The organism is Pseudobdellovibrio sp. HCB154 (assembly GCF_046267985.1).
Taxonomy (GTDB): Bacteria; Bdellovibrionota; Bdellovibrionia; order Bdellovibrionales; family Bdellovibrionaceae; genus Pseudobdellovibrio.
Map to the genome: position 1 here is coordinate 1,549,625 of NZ_CP176530.1, position 17,905 is coordinate 1,567,529.

14 protein-coding genes are annotated in these 17,905 nt (G+C 38.9%); 8 read left to right on the forward strand and 6 right to left on the reverse strand.

Annotation, left to right across the window (positions count from 1 at the left end):
* Nucleotides 1-28: 28 nt before the first annotated feature.
* The gene (locus ACKWCF_RS07615) at nt 29-1,471 is read right to left on the reverse strand and encodes a PLP-dependent aminotransferase family protein (protein ID WP_409480113.1); all 1,443 of its coding nucleotides are present in this window, start codon (nt 1,469-1,471) and stop codon (nt 29-31) included.
* Between the two features lie 93 nt (nt 1,472-1,564).
* On the opposite strand from ACKWCF_RS07615, the gene ACKWCF_RS07620 reads away from it, so the two are divergent.
* Genes ACKWCF_RS07620 through ACKWCF_RS07630 form a run of 3 tightly spaced genes read left to right on the forward strand, consistent with a single transcriptional unit; the run spans nt 1,565 to nt 3,109 of the window.
* On the forward strand, nt 1,565-1,843 hold the full coding sequence (locus tag ACKWCF_RS07620) for a DUF2917 domain-containing protein (RefSeq protein ID WP_409480114.1): 279 nt from the start codon (nt 1,565-1,567) through the stop codon (nt 1,841-1,843).
* 34 nt (nt 1,844-1,877) lie between these two features.
* Entirely contained in the window at nt 1,878-2,582 is a 705-nt protein-coding gene (locus tag ACKWCF_RS07625; protein ID WP_409480115.1) for a hypothetical protein, read from the forward strand.
* On the forward strand, nt 2,582-3,109 hold the full coding sequence (locus ACKWCF_RS07630) for a GNAT family N-acetyltransferase (RefSeq protein WP_409480116.1): 528 nt from the start codon (nt 2,582-2,584) through the stop codon (nt 3,107-3,109). The genes ACKWCF_RS07625 and ACKWCF_RS07630 overlap by 1 nt, the downstream gene beginning before the upstream one ends.
* A gap of 5 nt (nt 3,110-3,114) precedes the next feature.
* On the opposite strand, the gene ACKWCF_RS07635 is transcribed toward ACKWCF_RS07630, so the two are convergent.
* Nucleotides 3,115-5,175, reverse strand: a complete 2,061-nt coding sequence (locus tag ACKWCF_RS07635; RefSeq protein ID WP_409480117.1) for a CapA family protein — start codon at nt 5,173-5,175, stop codon at nt 3,115-3,117.
* A gap of 1 nt (nt 5,176) precedes the next feature.
* Nucleotides 5,177-6,358 carry a CotH kinase family protein gene (locus tag ACKWCF_RS07640; RefSeq protein WP_409480118.1) on the reverse strand — a complete coding sequence of 394 codons (1,182 nt, stop codon included), beginning with the start codon at nt 6,356-6,358 and terminating at the stop codon, nt 5,177-5,179.
* Nucleotides 6,359-6,638: 280 nt separating this feature from the next.
* On the opposite strand from ACKWCF_RS07640, the gene ACKWCF_RS07645 reads away from it, so the two are divergent.
* The 3 genes from ACKWCF_RS07645 to ACKWCF_RS07655 all read left to right on the forward strand — a co-directional run bounded on the left by ACKWCF_RS07645 (nt 6,639) and on the right by ACKWCF_RS07655 (nt 11,761).
* Complete coding sequence (locus tag ACKWCF_RS07645) at nt 6,639-8,168, forward strand: hypothetical protein (protein ID WP_409480119.1); 1,530 nt, start codon at nt 6,639-6,641, stop codon at nt 8,166-8,168.
* 84 nt (nt 8,169-8,252) lie between these two features.
* A complete protein-coding gene (gene lysC, locus ACKWCF_RS07650; protein ID WP_409480120.1) occupies nt 8,253-9,611 on the forward strand; it encodes a lysine-sensitive aspartokinase 3 in 1,359 nt (452 codons plus the stop codon).
* Between the two features lie 485 nt (nt 9,612-10,096).
* Complete coding sequence (locus ACKWCF_RS07655; RefSeq protein ID WP_409480121.1) at nt 10,097-11,761, forward strand: S8 family serine peptidase; 1,665 nt, start codon at nt 10,097-10,099, stop codon at nt 11,759-11,761.
* 86 nt (nt 11,762-11,847) lie between these two features.
* Here the strand turns inward: ACKWCF_RS07655 and ACKWCF_RS07660 are convergent, their stop codons facing one another.
* Nucleotides 11,848-12,348 carry a hypothetical protein gene (locus ACKWCF_RS07660; protein WP_409480122.1) on the reverse strand — a complete coding sequence of 167 codons (501 nt, stop codon included), beginning with the start codon at nt 12,346-12,348 and terminating at the stop codon, nt 11,848-11,850.
* A gap of 186 nt (nt 12,349-12,534) precedes the next feature.
* Nucleotides 12,535-13,140, reverse strand: a complete 606-nt coding sequence (locus tag ACKWCF_RS07665) for a hypothetical protein (protein WP_409480123.1) — start codon at nt 13,138-13,140, stop codon at nt 12,535-12,537.
* A 62-nt stretch (nt 13,141-13,202) separates the two neighbouring features.
* Here ACKWCF_RS07665 and ACKWCF_RS07670 point away from each other — a divergent pair, with 62 nt between their 5' ends.
* Nucleotides 13,203-13,745 carry a GAF domain-containing protein gene (locus ACKWCF_RS07670; protein WP_409480124.1) on the forward strand — a complete coding sequence of 181 codons (543 nt, stop codon included), beginning with the start codon at nt 13,203-13,205 and terminating at the stop codon, nt 13,743-13,745.
* A 74-nt stretch (nt 13,746-13,819) separates the two neighbouring features.
* Nucleotides 13,820-16,531 carry a HEAT repeat domain-containing protein gene (locus ACKWCF_RS07675; RefSeq protein WP_409480125.1) on the forward strand — a complete coding sequence of 904 codons (2,712 nt, stop codon included), beginning with the start codon at nt 13,820-13,822 and terminating at the stop codon, nt 16,529-16,531.
* Here the strand turns inward: ACKWCF_RS07675 and ACKWCF_RS07680 are convergent.
* Nucleotides 16,528-17,850, reverse strand: a complete 1,323-nt coding sequence (locus tag ACKWCF_RS07680; RefSeq protein ID WP_409480126.1) for an alkaline phosphatase family protein — start codon at nt 17,848-17,850, stop codon at nt 16,528-16,530. The genes ACKWCF_RS07675 and ACKWCF_RS07680 overlap by 4 nt on opposite strands.
* Between the last annotated feature and the right edge of the window lie 55 nt (nt 17,851-17,905).

Sequence of the window (17,905 nt, forward strand, 5' to 3'; positions counted from 1 at the left end):
AACTCTGTGTAAAATTAGCTCATCTGCTCTAACAAGTTTTTGCAAGATTTCCGATTTCGATCAGTGCTTTTTCGATTTCAGAACTCCAAGCGACACCCGCATTGATACGAAGACAGTTCATATATTTTCCTGTGCTTGAAAATGCGCAACCCGGAACAACACTGATGTTTTTCTTTAAAGCTTTTTCAAAAAGATCAAGCGTGTTCGTGCTTGGGGCAAACTCAATCCAAATCAAACAGCCCCCTCTAGGGTGAGTGATTTTAATGTCTTCGGGAAAATGTTTTTGAATCGTTGCTGTGATCAGCGTGAAATTCTTTTCAATGGTTTGGCGAAGTTTGCGCAAATGGCGCTCGTAAGAGTGATTTGCTAAATGATCAGCGATGGCCATCTGTAAAGCGGCGTTAGTGCTTGAGGTGTTCGTAGATTTGAAAAGTAAAACTTTTTCTTTTTCAGATTCAGGCGGGATCACCCAACCAATACGATATCCAGCTGATAAAGTTTTTGAAAATGAAGAGCAAAGATAGTTTTTATCCTGCTTGTCAAAAGATTTTAAAGTTAACGGGCGGGTTGGCGTAAAGTAAAGTTCGCCGTAAATATCATCTTCAACAATAGTGATGTTGTGTTTGTAACAAAGTTGCACGAACTTTTCTTTGTTTTCATCACTCATTAAGCTGCCGATAGGATTTAAGAAGTTCGGCGTAACTAGTGCGGCTTTAATTTTAAATTTAGAAGCCTTTTCTGCAAAAGCCTCTAGATCGATACCTTTATCTGAAGTGGCCGGAAGTTCTAAAAGTTTTAAACCTTGGTCTTCGATTAGGCGTAAAATTCCGTGAAACGTCGGGCTTTCAACGGCCACGATATCACCTGGGCTTGTACATGATTTTAAAGCTAAGTTTAAAGCTTCGGTGCAACCGTTTGTGATAATCACTTGTTCTGGATCAACCACATAGCCTGCATCAAAAGTGCGTTTTGAAATTTCTTTTCTTAATTCGTAGATTCCGCCTAGAGGGGCATAGCGCATTGCTTTGACCGGTTCTTGGCGCATAACTTTTAACAAAGATTTTTGTAAACTCATTGTAGGTAAAAGTGAAGTGTGAATAACAGCACCGCCTAACGGAACTAATTTTTCGTTACTGCAGGAATGAACAATGTCCAAATTTCTAGAGCTATCTTTGACAAAACGTGGAGTCGGCATGGCTTTAGATTTGAAAGCTGGCGTATTCACCATAGTTAATCTTTTTACAAAGTAACCTGATTGCGGTTTAGCTTCGATGTGGCCTTGTGCTTCGAGTAGAGCATACGCTTGATTAACGGTCGAAATGCTTACGCTTAATTTTTTACTCATAGCACGTACAGAGGGAATACGACTTCCGGCTAAGAGTGTACCGTCGGTAATCCAGTTTTTGATTAAGCCTTCAACCTGGTTATAAAGCGATACATCTGATCTGCGTAAAATAGGTGAGCGTGCCATTTTGGAACCTCCAACGTAAGTCCTAAACTGTACTGGTTACAATTCATTTTAGGTGCATCTGTACTCATTACTTAAATATCTTATACTAGCTCTATGGATCTCACTACTAAAAAACAAATCTTTCTTAAAAAAGGTGACTTGATCGAAGTCAAAGCTAACTCTCAAATCGTTATCGGTAGCGGTATGGTGTGGGTTACATTCACTGGCGATGAGCGCGACTACGTGCTTAAAACCGGTGACCGCTTAAACTGTGATGCTCCTAAGCCAGTTATTGAGGCTTTAGAACCAAGCTATATTGTAATCCACGAACAGCCATCGCGTTATAGTCTATTTAGCCTGCTTGGAGCCTGGTCAGAAGAAGGTCTTCGCTAGCTATTTGATTTCTTAAGTGTTAGAAATCTAGGCTATGTTAAAAAGTATTTTCATATTCGTATTAGCCTTTTCGTCATCTGTTTTTGCAGACACGCAAGAAAAAATTGTAGAAGCTTTTAAAGAGAGTAAAGATCAAGTTGTTCAGGCGTTAAGCCACAGCCGCTTAGTTCGCCAAAATTCAAATTATTTTGCTACCGGAAATTTTGCGCCTGTTGATCTTATTTTGCCAAGTAAGTTTGGCTTAACCTTAGGTGTAGTGAACGATGTTGATTGCACTTGGGAATTAGAATATTTAAAAAGCAGTGTTTCAGTTCCATTTCTTGTTGATGATATCGGTGAGATGACTGACGAACGTTTATCATTGATTCGCCGTAATTATTTCGGAACAGAAACTTTCAATTTAAGTTACGGTTTAAGCTACAATAGATTCAAGATGCATATCGGCAGTAAATACTTAGCTTACATCGCAACAAATATTCCCGATGTTGATTTAATGCAAATCGATTCATTAGGTTTTAATGTCGGTATCGGCAACCGTTGGATTTTTTCTAACCGTTGGATGGTGGGTGTTGACTGGGCTTCTTGGTCGCAACCGGTATTTACAACAAAGTACAATAACAAATACAGCGATTATGCCACAGATGAAGATAGTAAAGACACTGTTGATACAGTCGCTAAACTTATTCGCTGGGTTCCGCGTATTACATTACTTAAATTACAAGTAGGATACTCTTTCTAATGAACTTTAATATTAATCACAATAATCAGCACTACATGTTCCGTTTGGCTTCAGATAGCGATGTTCCGCAGATTCGTCAGCTTTTAAATGACTCTTACAAAGAGCTAGCTGACATGGGGTTAAATTATACAGCCTCTTATCAAGATGAAGACGAAACACGAAAGCGCATGGCGAAAGGCCGCACTTTTGTTTTATTATCGGGTAAAGAGATCATCGGTACGATTTTGTATTACGCAAGAAATGAGATCACCGGAAAAAATTCGGCTTACTTAGAACAATTTGCGATTTCTCCAAAACTTAAACGTTTAGGCCTTGGTTCAATTATTATGGATTTTTGTGAACAGTTAGCGAATGATGAAAAGTATGAAGCTATTCAGTTGAATACCGCGCAGCCTGCAACACACTTAGTGGAATGGTACAAACGCCGTGGTTATAAAATTGTAGCTGAAACGCATATCGAAGGTAAAGTTTACGACTCGTATATTTTTGAAAAAACATTACGAGCCGCATTTTCTAAAAAGAAGTAATTTGACTACTGAGCGCCGCAGATTCTAGCGGCGCGTTCGCCTTTTTCAACACCCGGTACGCAGAATACCGCTGTGCCATCATTTAACGATCTGTATTCAACGGCATTTTCTCCTAGAGATTTTTTGCTCGCTTCATTCAAAAAATCGACATATTGGTTGGCAGTCGCGGCATCCCAGTAAGTGGGGCTGATGTGGCTATTTTTCGTTGGGATAATTTGTGAGGCGGCTAACATCATATGACCGTTTGTGAATGAGTAGTAGTTTTTAACAAATAAACCAAAACGATTCCATAATGGAAATTTATTAGAACTATAGTTTTTACCACCTAAGAATAATAAATTACCCAAGCTATAAGTTACGAAAGATTTTTGGTTAAATTCAATCGGGCGTACATTATGTGTATGGTGCCCGATCACTAAATCAATGCCGTAACTTTTAATTAAAGACATTTTAGCTTCGATATTTCTATTTTCTGAACGTTGGCGTTGTTTACCATCTTCAGTTTGAGTTGTATCGTCGTCAGGTTTAGAACCATTTTTCGTATAAACTGATAACTCCATGCCTTCATGGATAGACACGATACGAAGATCAGCTGCCGTATTTTTTAAGTTTTCTAAAATTAATTTTAAATCAGCGTACTCAGGGCATGGGATCATCGCTTTTTCAACATTACCGTTTTTACAAAGACGCACAGATAACATACCATTAGTTGTAGGGGTAGGCTGCCATGATTTTTCCCAGTGAGGGCGATCATCGCCTTTCATGCCAACAGCCACGTAAGCGATACGTAAACCATTTTTTTCAATGATTACAGGGTTAACTGTTTCTTCTAAACGGCCAAGACCAGATAAATACACTTGGTGGCCAGCGCGGGACTGAATATCTCTTAGGTTGGCCAAAGTTTCTTCGATACCTAATTGATCGTAATCATACGCGTGATTATTCGCTGAAGAGATCATGTTAAAGCCTACTTTATTCACTAAATAATCAACTCCGGCCGGGTGAGATTTTTGTGGCCATTTTTTACCTTCGATAATAGGCATTTCAGCGTTTGTTTTTGATGAAACAACGCTTTCTAGATTCATAAAGTTCAAATCATTACCAGCCGTCATTTTTTTAAGACCGACAGTCATTTGCTCCCAAGTTGTGAATGAATTAAAAGTACTGCCTGTTGATTCAAGTTTGTCTGAACCTGGACGCGAAAGACTCACATCGCCACCCATACCGATAACTAATTCTTGGGTAACAGATTGTGGGGCGCGGCTATTTAAATAGCCTTCTGGGTTTTGTAAATTTTCGTAAGATAAAAGACCTTTTTTAAACTTAGCGTATTCAAGAACAGATAAGCGGCGGCCGATATCTTGTGAAATTTTATAAATTTCACTCGCAGACTGAACGCCAACATAACGCCAGTGCCATGGTTCAAAGTTGTATTGAGTCACTGGATTTGATTCTACTTTTAAGTTTTTTGAATAGCGCGGGTAGCTCATGGCCATTCCAAAATTATGTGCGTTGTTTAAAAGCCATTCGTACTCTTTACATTTGTTCTGAGGGCAACGCTCTTTAATATCAGGATAAGATAATGTCGGGCCTAAGCTTGGGTAAACTAAATCAAACGTGGCACCTAACTGGTGTTCGCTTCTGCCTGGAACGGCGCTGATGCTTTGAACGTATTGGGTAAGTTCTTCTTCGGTTTTGAATTTATCTTTAAATTTTGGAAATTTGCTTGCGTAAGTTGAACATTGTTGGTCAAAGCTTCTATAGCCTGAATAGATTTTAATAGTGACATCAGAGGCTTTTGCCGCAGTTGTCATAGCGATAAAAGCTTCTAAGACTTCTTTACGAAGTTTTTCGTTTGAGCCTGATTTATTCCAGATTAAGTCTTGCGGTACAGAAACTAAATCTGCCGGCGTATAAGAGCGTTTTAATTTATGGCCGTCTTCTTTGCTCACTAAAGCTAAGTAATCAGCGCCATCTTGTTTGCCATCATCAAGGCAGTACTTGTTGGGAGCTGCAAAAGTATTAACACTTGCTATTAATCCTAAAGTTAAAACTAAACGTTTCATATTATTTAACTCTTTCTAATAGGATGGCACGACGCTCATCGATTTGTTTTTTGCGTTTTAAAAAAATATTTTCAATTTCTGATTTTGTGTACATAACACCTTTGCGGCCTGAATCTTTTCCGCTCAGTGTAAGTACGTTTTGGTTTGTTAAGTACTCTTGAAGTTCAGAGTAGATATGTCTTAACATGCCATCAGTTACGTCTTGGTTTAATTTTGTAATTACAGTGCGAGTCGTTGCTTTGAACTGTTCGTACATATAGGCATTTACCGGAGCAAATGCGCGGTCTAATTTATCTTCGTAGCTGTATAAGATGGATTTCATATTTTCAGGCTTTGCGGCTTCTGTTGCGTTAATAGGTACGTTGTGCATGGCTTTAAATAGATCATCTGTATCCCATGGTGTTACGCGAAAATAGATCTTACCTTGCTTGTACATCTCGCTATCTGCAAAGAAGAAGATTTCATCTGGAAAGTCACCGTTTGTGTAAAGTGAATTCATTGCCATCCAGCGCATGTAAGCATCAATATCCATTTTGCTTTTTAGTGAATTAAACAGCGTTTCGCCGGTTTTAGTCGCGATATCAGTATAAATAGAATCCGCTACCGCTTTGATTTCTTCGGTTTGAGACAGAGTTAATTTTTTAGAAACTTCTGCGCCATCGTGGTCAAAGCGTGATTTATAACCACGGCGAACCACGTAAGGGCTTTTGTTCATCGCTGATTTTGGTTTTTCTACAGCGAGATACAGGCCATTTGATTTACCATTTAAGAATAATTCGAAATAAGCTGTTGGTAACGGAGTACCGATTTGCAAGGCTTCAGCTGTTAATAATCCTAAGCGGGTAGAGATATAACCAGCATCAGCTGACATGCTTAATAAGTCTAATTTTTTAGATTCAACACGGCCTACACGAATAGGTGCTTCGAGTTTAATGCCGAAATTTCTACGAGAATAAGAAATAGAACCTTGCCCACGAGTTTCAAGCGCTTCGAAGTTAACCGGTGCTTCGCGATTTAATTGTAATTGGCCAGGAGCGAACTCATACTTTTCAGCCAAATCTTTATAATGAGCCAGATCATGAGTTTGAACATTCAAGTTAATGGCGTCGTAAGCAAATGCTGAAGTCACAAAAGAGATTTGCGCCAAACCTAGAAGTAAGCCTTTTTTAAATCTCTGTGTCATTTGTGTTTCTCCTTAAATAAGAATATTCAAGAATAACAAATGCATAGGTTGTTCCGTTTTATGCGTATTTAAGTGGGTAATAACGTATCAAACAAGAACTAGGCTGTTAATGGTCATCACAACTGTTATAAAGCTAACAGTTGTCTCATTTTGAGATTTAGTTTTTTTGACCGTCTTTTGTTGGATTTTCACTCGAGAATTGGCGCAGGCTGGACCATCGACCAACTCTACATTTACCAGCCTTTAAACAAAGAAATATTCTCTCTATAATGAAAGCCATATGAAAAAACTTAGAACTCAAACGGTGTCTTTTGGATTAACGGCTTTAGTTTCTTTTTCAGGGTGTATTTCTAGCGAGAAAGATCGTTCACCAGCCAGAGCAGAAAATAGAAGTATCGGTTGCGGAACAATGAACTATCCCGCTGATTCTGCTGAAAACGGGTTTGTAGTTTTAGATGTTTTACAGCCGACAAAACTATCAAGAAATTCAAATAAAGTTATACAGCCTTTGATGTGTCCTGAAGATCAGGCTAAAGTGAAAGATCTTAATTTAAAACCTTACAATCCACTTTTTAAATTCGTTGAAGATCAGCAAACGGTAGCTAAAAAAACAAAAAACAGAAATCGCCAAAAAATTAAAGAAGAACCATGGGGCGGCGAAAATTTAGATGTGACCAATATTCAAGACGCAGAAAAGCTAGCCAAAATTTTACAACGTTATATTTTTGAAGGTTGGTTTGACGCTGATAAAACTCAAGGTAAAACTCAGTATGAAAGCCATTTTCGTTCAAACAGCTTACGTACTTGGTGTAATACGCCTTGGTTAAACGTGACTGAAAAAGGACGTGAAGCGATTCACGGTTTAACAAAAGAATTTCCAATCAGAAGTACGCATGTGTACACAGTACCTAGAGACGTTGAAATGACTGAAGATGCGGTAACTTGGGGAATTTCTTTTTTCAATAAGCCTGTTTGCGGTGAGTATGCCAATTTCTTTAATGAGAAAAACGCTATGCTGCCAACAATTACAGATATGCGTCCACAATTTAAATCACCAGATGGTGGGTTAGCGTTTAAATTATTGTTCAACACTATGCCTGATTGGCAGAATCAAATGCGCGGCCAATGGACTTCAAGCTCATCAGATCTAAAAGCCTACAATTGGTGGACTCATGTCAGTCATGCCCGTCAAGACGACGGAAAAACTGCGCACGATGAAAGTATTCGTGAATTATCGAATGTCGCTTTAGTGCAAATTGATATTTCGTTAAAAGACTCGCGCTTAAAAGGAACGAATCCTCTTTTAAAAAATTGGATTATGCTAACATATTATTTTGATCCAAATTTTAAAAACGAATATTTGGCCGATATGAATATTCCAGAGCCTTTAAAATATATGCGTCCGGTTGGGCTTCAATACGGCCTAGGCGCGGGTGAAAGTCATATTTTCGAGGGTTCAAGAAACAACCATCTTCTTAAACGATTACCTATGGGCGATTCACTACCGCCGGAATTAGACCGTTATTCGACACGTTTAAATGGACCTGTGGATAACATCAATGGTTCATGCTTAGGTTGTCACGCAGCTGCTGGCTTAAGATTTAATGTAGGCCCGATGATGAAGACTTCTAAACATCCTCCGATGACATTTTTATCTAATCAGGATTACATGGCGTTCTTAAAGGATATGAAAAAACATCCTGGAATCACTGGAGATTTCGATTTTAACATGCAGTTAGATAAAGCCATGAGAAACTTTGTTAACCGCAACCGCCCTAAAGAGCAAAAGCTCGAAGAAGCACCGAAGTAATTTAATACCTGGCTGCAAAAAAAGTAGACTCCAATTTAATCTTTTACTACGCTTAGACCTCGTACAACAATACGGGGTCTTTTTATGTCTTTAGTCGTTTCAAAATTTGGTGGTACTTCAATGGGGAATGCGGAATGTATGCTACGTTCTGCGGAAATTTCTGTTCAGCAGAAGTCTTTTCTAATCTGTGTGTCAGCTACTTCGGGCACAACAAACCAATTGATTTCTTTAGGTCAAACTGCAGAAAAGGGTGATTCAAACCAAGTGCAAATGCTGGCGGCTGAACTCATTGCCAAACACCAGACTATCGCTAAAGACCTAGGTCTTCCGCAAGACCATGCGCCGCTAATTCAATTGTTTGAAGAAATGTTATCAATCGCTAAAGGTATGCAGCTTTTAAAAGACTGTTCGCCACGTGCTTTAGATATTCTCTTAAGTTTAGGTGAAAGAACATCTTCAGTCTTATTCGCACAAGCGATGAAAACTCAATTAGCGAAAGCTAATGTTAAAAAAGAAGTTGTTTTATTCGATGCCAGAGATGTTATTGCCACTGATGATCAGTTTGGTTCAGCGCGCCCGCAAATTGCAAAAATCGCAGAGCTTGCGCAGTCACAAATTCTAAGTAAATACCCACAAGATAAATACGTGATAGTTACTCAGGGTTACATCGGCCGCAGTTTAAGCGGAAACTCGACAACATTAGGTCGTGGTGGCAGTGATTATTCAGCCGCACTTTTCGCTGAAGGTTTAAATGCGTCGACATTGGAAATTTGGACAGACGTAACGGGGATTGCCACAACTGATCCGCGTATCTGTAAAGAAGCTAAATTCATTGATGAAATTTCATTTAAAGAAGCGTCAGAGATGGCGATCTTCGGTGCGAAAGTTCTGCACCCAGCAACCGTTGAACCTGCAATGAGAAAAAATATCCCAGTGTTCGTGGGATCAAGTTTTGACCCTGCTAAAAAAGGAACTTGGGTTAAAAAAGAAGTTACACAAGCTCCATTAATGCGTGCGTTGGCTCTTCGTAAAAATCAAACGCTTGTAACGCTTTCAACTCCTGAAATGTTACAAACGCATGGTTTCTTATTTAAAATTTTTAAAGTGTTTAATGATCATAAAATTTCAATCGATGCGATTACGACATCAGAGATTTCGGTATCAGTAACTATTGATGGTGAAATTAAATCGCAGTCGCAATTAGTGCAGGATTTAAAACAGTTTGCCGATGTACAAATTGAAAATGGGTATAGCCTTGTTTCGTTAATTGGTAACAACATCAATCATACAGCGGGCTTAGCGAAAAAGATTTTCACAGCGATTGAAGATATTAATGTGCGTATGATCTGCTTAGGCGCGAGTAAACATAACTTCTGCTTTTTAGTAGATGCTGCAAACGGTGAGAAGGCGATTCAAAAACTTCACACTGAATTCATTCATTAAGGGCGCGGAGGCGCAGGATGTGCGGCTCGCTCGAGCTGCACTGGACTTATTGTCCTCACAACAGATAACTTCATCAGTAAAAGGAAGATTTTCACTCGGGAATCTTCCTTTTTTATTTGTATTTCATTGCTGCGAAAGCTTATTTGACTGCGTTGCTCAGTCCCTCCGCAGAATTTTGAATCAAGATTTGTTTGAAAAAACACCGCGCGTTAAAAATAATTTAGCACAACATTTAAGCTCAAATATAAAATTAACTTATACTTAATAGCAGTTCTAATTATATTTTGTGATGTAACCCAATTATTTTGGATTTGGTTCCAGTTTGGAACTCCGCTGCGATTTCAGATCATTTCACTTTTTCATTTTTATGTATCTCAGTGAATTTACTGCTCAAAAATATTTTTGCCACTAGTTCCAAATTGGGTTCAACTTATCTGCATCAGGATCAAGGTCCAGCAAACAAACAATCCAGGGAAAGAGGGATTATGAAAACTATCAGCATGAAATTAATCGTAAGCGTGCTAGCAACTGTTGCTTTAAGCAACGTAGCATCAGCGAAGGAACGCTATCTTGTTATGTACAAATCACAACAAGGTTACGCAGCGATGAACCAATATATGTTAACTGAAGGTGTTTCTTCTTTAAAAGTTGAAGACTCTTTAGCAAACATCAACGGTCAAGTTTTAGAAGTATCAAACGCTAAAGCGATCGAAGCTTTAAAAAATCACCCAGAAGTTTTAGTAGTTGAAGCCGAGAGATTCTCTCCAGCTCCAAAACCAGTTAACGGTTACAAATTAGCAAGAGCTGTTAGAACTTGGAACGAAGTTGCTCCAGTGGCTTCTGATGACACTCAATCAGTTCCTCACTTAAATGAAGGTGTTGCAACTCCATGGGGTATCATGGCAGTTCACGCTGGCGCCGCTTGGGATAACGCTCAAGCCGGTAAAAACGCTCGCGTATTAGTATTAGATACTGGTATCGATCCAAAACACCCAGCTTTAAAAGCTAACTTTGAAAAAGGTCGTAACTTCTTCCAATCTTTCGATGGTCCAAACCCAGAAGATTTCATTGATAAAGAAGGTCACGGTACTCACTGTGCTGGTACTATCGCAGGTGCATACAACGAAAAAACTGGTTTCACAGGTGTTGCTCCTTTAGCGAAAATCTTAATGGGTCGCGTATGCGGCGACTTAGGTTGTTCAAACATCGCAGTTGCTCAAGGTATCAACTGGGGTATCCAAGAAAAAGTTGATGTGATCTCTATGTCTTTAGGTGGTCCTTCTTCTTCTTCAGCTGAAAGAACAGCTGTAGCAAATGCAGAAAAAGCTGGTGTTACAGTAGTTGCCGCGTCTGGTAACGGTGGTAACCCACAAGTTTCTTTCCCAGCAGCATTACCAACAGTAGTAGCAGTTGGTGCGGTTGATTCTTCAATCACTAAAACTAGCTTTTCTCAATGGGGTCCTGAATTAGATATCGTAGCTCCAGGTGCAGCAGTTGTATCGACTGTTCCACAAGGTACAGGCCGTGATTCTTCAACTGAAATCACTATTGATGGTCAATCTACTTTAGTTAAATCTGCAGCGTTCGGGGGAACAAAATTATTCGCAACTCCTAAAGTTGGTGAGTTAGTTCCTGCAGGTCTTGGTAAAGCAGAAGATTTCAAAGGTATCAACGTAGCTGGTAAATTCGCTTTAATCAGCCGCGGTGAAATCACTTTCGCTGACAAAGTTAAAAACGCTTTAGCTGCTAAAGCTGCTGGTGTAGTTGTTTACAACAACACAACTGGTTTAATGCAAGGTGCTTTAACTGAAGACGGTTCTGAATTAGACGTAGCAGTAGTTATGATCGAACAAACTGTTGGTCTAAAATTAGTTGAGCAAATCAAAGCTGGCCAAAAAGCTTCTGCTGCGATTTCAACTTCAGCTTCTGACTACGCCATGTTTGATGGTACTTCAATGGCAACTCCACACGTGGCTGGTGTTGTAGCGTTAATCAAATCTGCAAACAAAAAATTAACTCCAGCTCAGATCAGAACAATCTTAGCTACTACAGCTACAGCTCTTACTCCAAACGACCAAAACCAATACGGTAAAGGTATGGTTCAAGCTGACAAAGCTGTTAACATGGCTTTATCTGGTAACGTTGAGTAATTAGATACTCTTTCATCTAACGAAAAAAACAAAAAACCCAAGGTTCATCACCTTGGGTTTTTTGCATTTTAAAGTCGATTTATTTTTTACTGAACGATGTTTTTGCCAGAGTTTGACTGAATCATTGTTGGTGGAGCTTGGTGTTGTTGCGCAGGAACATGGTTTGGATCAGTGTTTGGCTGATATCCGTTGTGAGTCGCTCCCATTGGAAACGATGATCTTAGAACGAATTGCACATCTCCGCCAGTTGTCATCACGTTATTGTCTTCATTCATCGAGCAAGGTACTTCGTAAGATCCGTATTGGTCTTCTGGATCATCATAAATAAGATTACCTGAGTTTGAAACACCCACTAAAATATTTTGTTTAACAAAGCTTCCGGCTTTTAAAGTTACCGTGCCTTTAGCTCTGCCGCCTGCGTAGTTTACAGCAATAGTAAATGAACCATCAGGGCTGATGTTTAACCAAGTGGTTTGCATCGGGGTGCCTTTTGGAGAATTTCCGACATTTTCAGTCGTGCATTTTTTAGCGTGAGCAAAAGTTGAAAGAGCTAGAATAGACGCGATTGTTAAAATTTGTTTTTTCATAACAGGTTTTAATTGCAGCTGTTGTACCAAGAGCCGTGCGGATAAAACCCCATTAATTTTTAGTTTAGCTGTCTAAGAAAATTTAAGTGACGAAAAACGAATTACACCAGTCTCATTATGAGAAAACCCAAAAAGGTAGGCCGTACCTTTTTGGAAAGCAGTGTGACAAGAAATAGGACCTGGCACCTAAAGCATGATTGATAGGGTGAATGATAAATCGGTTGAGTCGATTTTATCGAAATAAAGATCTACATCTTTTCCAGATGTGTATTGTGGACCTTCAACTTCTTTAAATTGGTTCACGTTGTATTGAACGCCTAAACCGATATAACGAAACGGAAAGAACATCACGCCGGCTGTGTAAGTCTGGCCGTTTAAAGTCATCTCTTGCACTGAGCCATCGGCTTCAAAAGCTAATTTGTTCATTGGTGAATAACCCAAATAAATTTTCATCGCGTTCATTGCGCTTACGCCAATTTGAAAGCCTGCAATCGTGTGAGTGAAGGCCGGTTTATCGATTTGGTTACCTTCGATTTCAGCTTTACCGCGTAATTGTTCGCCCGCTAACAAAAGACTAACACCAGCTGCTGATTGCACGCCTAATTTAAGGCTGGCCACAGGGCCCTTCATAGAAATTTTAGTTAAGCTATTAGATAGGGTAGTTAGCTTTAAGGTTTCTTCTTTATAGCCGATTCCAGGTTCGATAATAACAGCACCGGCTGCATTTGCTTTTGATGTAATTCCAGATGTCGTCACTAGCAAAACTAAAAATAAGATCGCATTTTTGGTCATGGACGTTGTTCTCCGTTTTGGTTGTGGTTTTTATTCATTTTAAGCCAATTAGCCTAAAGAGTATGAGCAATAAATTGCCTCTGGATGTGAAGTTGGACTATAGTCTTTTGCATATGTCATACGGTGCTGAAAAAATTAACTATGCAAACAAAACTGAATTTTACAAAAAGCTGAATGAAGAGCTTGTTCATAATCTTGATAAGCATTGGTTCACGAATTTGTCGCAGTTTTCAGCTCTGGTATTTGATCAACTTCCAGATATTAACTGGGTTGGTTTTTATTTAAATGTTTCTGAAGAGCTTATCCTTGGCCCATTTCAAGGTAAGCCGGCTTGTATGAAGATTGCTTTTGGCCGTGGTGTGTGTGGCACTTCTGCAGCTAAGCGTGAAGCTATTTTGGTTGATGATGTGGATAGCTTTCCAGGTCATATCGCTTGTGATTCAGCATCGCGTTCTGAAATCGTTATTCCGTTAATTCAAGGGGGTAAAGTTTTAGGTGTTCTTGATGTGGATTCGCCGAGTTTAAAACGTTTTACCCAAGAAGATGTAGCTGGACTAAAGGTTATGACTGAAACTCTTCTTAAAACGACGCAAATTACCCTGTAATTTTTCAAAAAAATGAGAGCTATTCTGGACCTACGGTGAGGCCTTTTTAAACGCGCTTTTGCCGATAAGAAAGCATGTCAGCAATAGCAAAAACTCAAAGTAAAAAGTTAGATTATTTATCAGAACTTCGATCGAAGTATCATTCACTTGATACCGAGGAGCGGTTTAAGTCGATTAATCACTTAGCGTTAGAAAAAAATTCCGATTCGACGCGCGAATTGATTCATATTTTCAATGAATGTGGATGGCGCGAAACTAAGTTTCAAATTTTAAAGTCCATCGTCGCTAATCCTGATTTACGTTGTTTAGAATTTTTATGTGCGCAAGCCCAACAAACCGAAGATATCCCGTTAGCTGAAGCGGCTCTTCAGGCGCTAGGTGAAACAAAAAGTATTTGGGCGGCCAGATTTTTATCTGAGTTTTATAAATTTGCTCCTGAAACTTTAAAACCAGCGTGTGTGCTAGCTTTAGGAAAATTGTCTGACAGAAGATTGTTGCCTGAGTTTTTACAAGATTTAGACAGAGCTTTTAAATTACAACAAACGTTGTTAGTTAAAAACTTAGTGTTGGCCTTAGGCGAATTAAAAGCGCAAGCCGCTATTCCTATGCTTGTGACTATTGCGAAGAATAAAAATTTTCGTGACGTGGCGTTAAGTGCTGTTGTAAGTCTTGGTAAGATTGCAAAGAACACAAAAGTTTTTAACGAACTTGAAAGTTATTTTAAAAATGATTCTTTTGAGTACCAAATCTTTAACGCGGCCAAAAGCCAATGCCAATTCAGATCGGATTGGAAGTTAGAGGATTATTTAAATAAAATTATCACGCAAGGTACATTTCATCCGGCATTGTTATTAGAGTTTAACTCTTTTCCGGTAGCCGATGTTAAAGCGGCTCTTGATATGTTAGCTGAAGATGAATTAAGCCCGATGTTATTTCAGATCTTAGCTAAGATTGAATTTCCGGAAGTTGTAGCTTGGTATAAAGAGTACAGCCATTTAGTGAATGAGAAAAACCAGGAAGAATTTTTATTAAGCGTAAGTGCGCATGCTAAAACTGATTTATTACAAGTTTTAGAAAAGTACGCTGATATTAAAAATAAATACTTTATCAAAGCCCATTTATTAAATTCAGCTAATCCAGAACCCGAACTTAAAAAGTTTATTTTATCTGATGATTTTAAAAATGTTTCTGAAACAGAACAAATCCAGATCTTAAATGATTTTTATTATTACTTGTTAGCTTACAAACCAAATGAAAAACTTTTTAACCAATGTTTAAAAACTTTAGAGGCTTTTACAGTTGAAGGTAAAAACTTAAAACCAAAAGCTCTAGGCCGTATGATTCGTTTATTTGGTCAGTTAGGTTATTCAAGCCCTAAATTAAACCAATTCGTTTTTTCTAAACACACAGATCAGCGTAAAAGCTGCCTAGTGTATTTTGAATCACAGGCACAAAGCTATTTCTGGAGCGAAGCCACTCAAGCTCCGGTGTTTACAAAAAATCCAGATTTTGAAGAAGATGATATTAATGCGGTTCTAAAAATCTTAATCAACGGTAAAGAAAATCCATTTACTGAAAACAAATGGGCTGATTTTTTAAAGGCTGCCGCTCAAGATAAATCAGAAAGTACACAAATCTGGTTTTTAAAATTAATCGCGCAGTTTAAGCCTGTGGCGTATAAAGAGTATTTATTAAAATTAGCAAAAAGCCCTAATTATATCGTGCAATTTCACGTGATAGTGGCGCTTAAAAACTTTGGTGATGAAACACTGTCAGATCAAATCGCAGTATTTTTAAATTCAAAATCTAAATCGATTTCAGGTCGTGCGTTAGATGCGATGTTAAGTCTTCCGGGTAATCGCGCCAAACGTCTCGTGTTTGAATACTTTGCTGAAAACTATAATACGCCAGGTGTGGCTGAAAAAATCGTTCGCTCATTTAAGCCACCTGAAAACGATACAGATTATTTCGCAGTCTCTGCGGCTAAGATTGTTGAGCAATTAGAACAGCGCGAGCCAGACTTTCACGCTTTACCGATGCTTCGTGAATTTAAAGATCAATTAGCCTTACATCAAAAAAGCTTTTCCAAAGCTAAGACAGTTCCAACTGACGCAGATATTTTAGCGATTGATCATGAAATCGAAAAGCTGGTTCCTTCGTATAAACACTTTGATGAAGCTTCAAAAGCGGCTTTACGTTCTGCTGAAGTGACCTTTAAACATCCAGAGTTGTTCGATGCTTTCGTTGATAAATCGAGTGTGGTGCTAGGGTATAGTAAGGCGATTGATATTGTTTTAGAAAAACAATTAGGCCGTAAGATTTTGTTTCCAAAGTTAGAATCAAAATTAAACGAATTTCAAAACGTGGTGCATTCATTAACTTTAAATGAAGATTACCCACAGGGTGAAAAAGTTTTAAAGCTCTTACAGCTTGAAAAACATTTCAGCGTGCAATCATTGCCAGTTCATAAAATGGGTCTAGTGGCTCAAGGGATTATGAATTCTAAAATCATCAATGAGCACTTTAAGATTTTAGATGGTTTAAGAGCGTGGTCTGTGATGTTGTTAGTATTTGCTAGAAAAAGTTCAGCTTTAACTAAGCCCTTACTATCAGTGATTGATGATGAACCAAGTGTGGTCTTATTAGCGAAAAAGTTAATGTGGCTTCAAGATGTTAGAAATCCAATCGCCCATAGGCAGACTGTGGTCGAACATAAAGATGTGGAGCAAATCCGCGAGGAAGTGTTCCAAATTCTAAAATTAATGCACAAAATTTTATTCTATTAATCTTGTAAGATAAAAGGTTTAAGTGTCGCAGCTGTTCCATCAAACGGAACAGTTGTCGTCACACCTAATAACTCCATAACAAACGGGTAAACGTCGATATTGCTGAAATGAGTGATCGGCGCTCTACGTTTGGCAATATGAGTTCCGGCCGCGATAAATAAGGCGTGCATTGATTTGTTGTTTGCAGGCCAGCCGTGCGAACCACCACCTACGCGGTAAGGTTTATCCGGATTAAACGTACGATCAGTTATGTAGTGACCAGCTTCAGAAATAACTAATAAATCACCCACGCGATCAGGATGATCTAATTTAAATTCCGCAGGAATTTCGTTACGTAAATAAACTTTGTAGTTGTTTTCTTTAGCCTTTAAATCTTTGTAAGCTTGTTGTACGCGAGCTTCGTTATCATGATAAAGCATAACAGCGGCACCTTTGTCGCTCCATTTAAAGCCAGATAAATTCGTTTTATCACCTAAGAAGATAATTTTATCTTGAAAGTTTTCTTGCATGCCGTGATCTGAAGTAATCACTAAGTTAATCGGTAAATCAGATTTTTGAATAAAATCCCATAAACGACCCACTTCACGGTCAGCTTCCATCACCGCGTCGCGAACTTCTTTAGAGTTTGGTCCTGCAGAGTGGCCAGCGCTATCGATGATCGCAATATATGTATTAATATAGTGTGGGCGTTTTTCAGCTGGAAGTTTTAACCACTCCATTACGATATTTACGCGTTGAGCGGTAGTTACTTTAGATGAATAAGGCGCATAACAAGTTGGATCTTGGCCATTCACATGAACTTCTGATCCCACCCATTGATTGGTGTGAGCGATCATTCCATTTTTTTCAACCACGTTCCAGATCGGCTCGCCTTGGTACCAAGTGCCATCACCTGATGAATCACCGAAAGCATCGTATTTTTCTTTTCTTGATTCATCCCAGAACACATTACTTAAAATACCGTGGTGTGAAGGTGTGCGTCCGGTAACTAATGTAAAGTGATTGGGGTAGGTGTGAGTCGGGTAGCTTGGAATCATACCCGGAGAATAAATTCCCGCTTTAGCAATTTTAGCTAAATTTGGCGGATTAATTTTTTGCATGTAATCAGCGCGAAAGCCATCCAAAGAAACTTGAATTACGATCGGGCGGTCAAAAGTATTTGGAGCGTTAGTGCGGTCAGTAGCGCAAGTTAAGTTTAAAGAAGCTTCGCGAACTCGAACTTGATCATCAGGTTTTGGCTTATCGTCTTTACCGCAAGAGATTAAAAAAACTGTTAAAGCGATTGTAGAAAGTGCGACTAACGCGCGCGGTGAATTCATAATTTAACTCCCCTCAAAGCTAAAATATTAACCAAATCTAAGCTCATTCAAACCC

What these genes read in the sequence shown, in the direction of transcription:
- ACKWCF_RS07625 (WP_409480115.1), top strand. Translation starts at nt 1,878, where the DNA reads ATGTTAAAAAGTATTTTCATATTCGTATTAGCCTTTTCGTCATCTGTT.
- ACKWCF_RS07640 (WP_409480118.1), bottom strand. Translation starts at nt 6,358, where the DNA reads ATGACACAGAGATTTAAAAAAGGCTTACTTCTAGGTTTGGCGCAAATC.
- ACKWCF_RS07615 (WP_409480113.1), bottom strand. Translation starts at nt 1,471, where the DNA reads ATGGCACGCTCACCTATTTTACGCAGATCAGATGTATCGCTTTATAAC.
- ACKWCF_RS07670 (WP_409480124.1), top strand. Translation starts at nt 13,203, where the DNA reads ATGAGCAATAAATTGCCTCTGGATGTGAAGTTGGACTATAGTCTTTTG.
- ACKWCF_RS07660 (WP_409480122.1), bottom strand. Translation starts at nt 12,348, where the DNA reads ATGAAAAAACAAATTTTAACAATCGCGTCTATTCTAGCTCTTTCAACT.
- ACKWCF_RS07620 (WP_409480114.1), top strand. Translation starts at nt 1,565, where the DNA reads ATGGATCTCACTACTAAAAAACAAATCTTTCTTAAAAAAGGTGACTTG.
- ACKWCF_RS07645 (WP_409480119.1), top strand. Translation starts at nt 6,639, where the DNA reads ATGAAAAAACTTAGAACTCAAACGGTGTCTTTTGGATTAACGGCTTTA.
- ACKWCF_RS07630 (WP_409480116.1), top strand. Translation starts at nt 2,582, where the DNA reads ATGAACTTTAATATTAATCACAATAATCAGCACTACATGTTCCGTTTG.
- ACKWCF_RS07680 (WP_409480126.1), bottom strand. Translation starts at nt 17,850, where the DNA reads ATGAATTCACCGCGCGCGTTAGTCGCACTTTCTACAATCGCTTTAACA.
- lysC (WP_409480120.1), top strand. Translation starts at nt 8,253, where the DNA reads ATGTCTTTAGTCGTTTCAAAATTTGGTGGTACTTCAATGGGGAATGCG.
- ACKWCF_RS07635 (WP_409480117.1), bottom strand. Translation starts at nt 5,175, where the DNA reads ATGAAACGTTTAGTTTTAACTTTAGGATTAATAGCAAGTGTTAATACT.
- ACKWCF_RS07655 (WP_409480121.1), top strand. Translation starts at nt 10,097, where the DNA reads ATGAAAACTATCAGCATGAAATTAATCGTAAGCGTGCTAGCAACTGTT.
- ACKWCF_RS07665 (WP_409480123.1), bottom strand. Translation starts at nt 13,140, where the DNA reads ATGACCAAAAATGCGATCTTATTTTTAGTTTTGCTAGTGACGACATCT.
- ACKWCF_RS07675 (WP_409480125.1), top strand. Translation starts at nt 13,820, where the DNA reads ATGTCAGCAATAGCAAAAACTCAAAGTAAAAAGTTAGATTATTTATCA.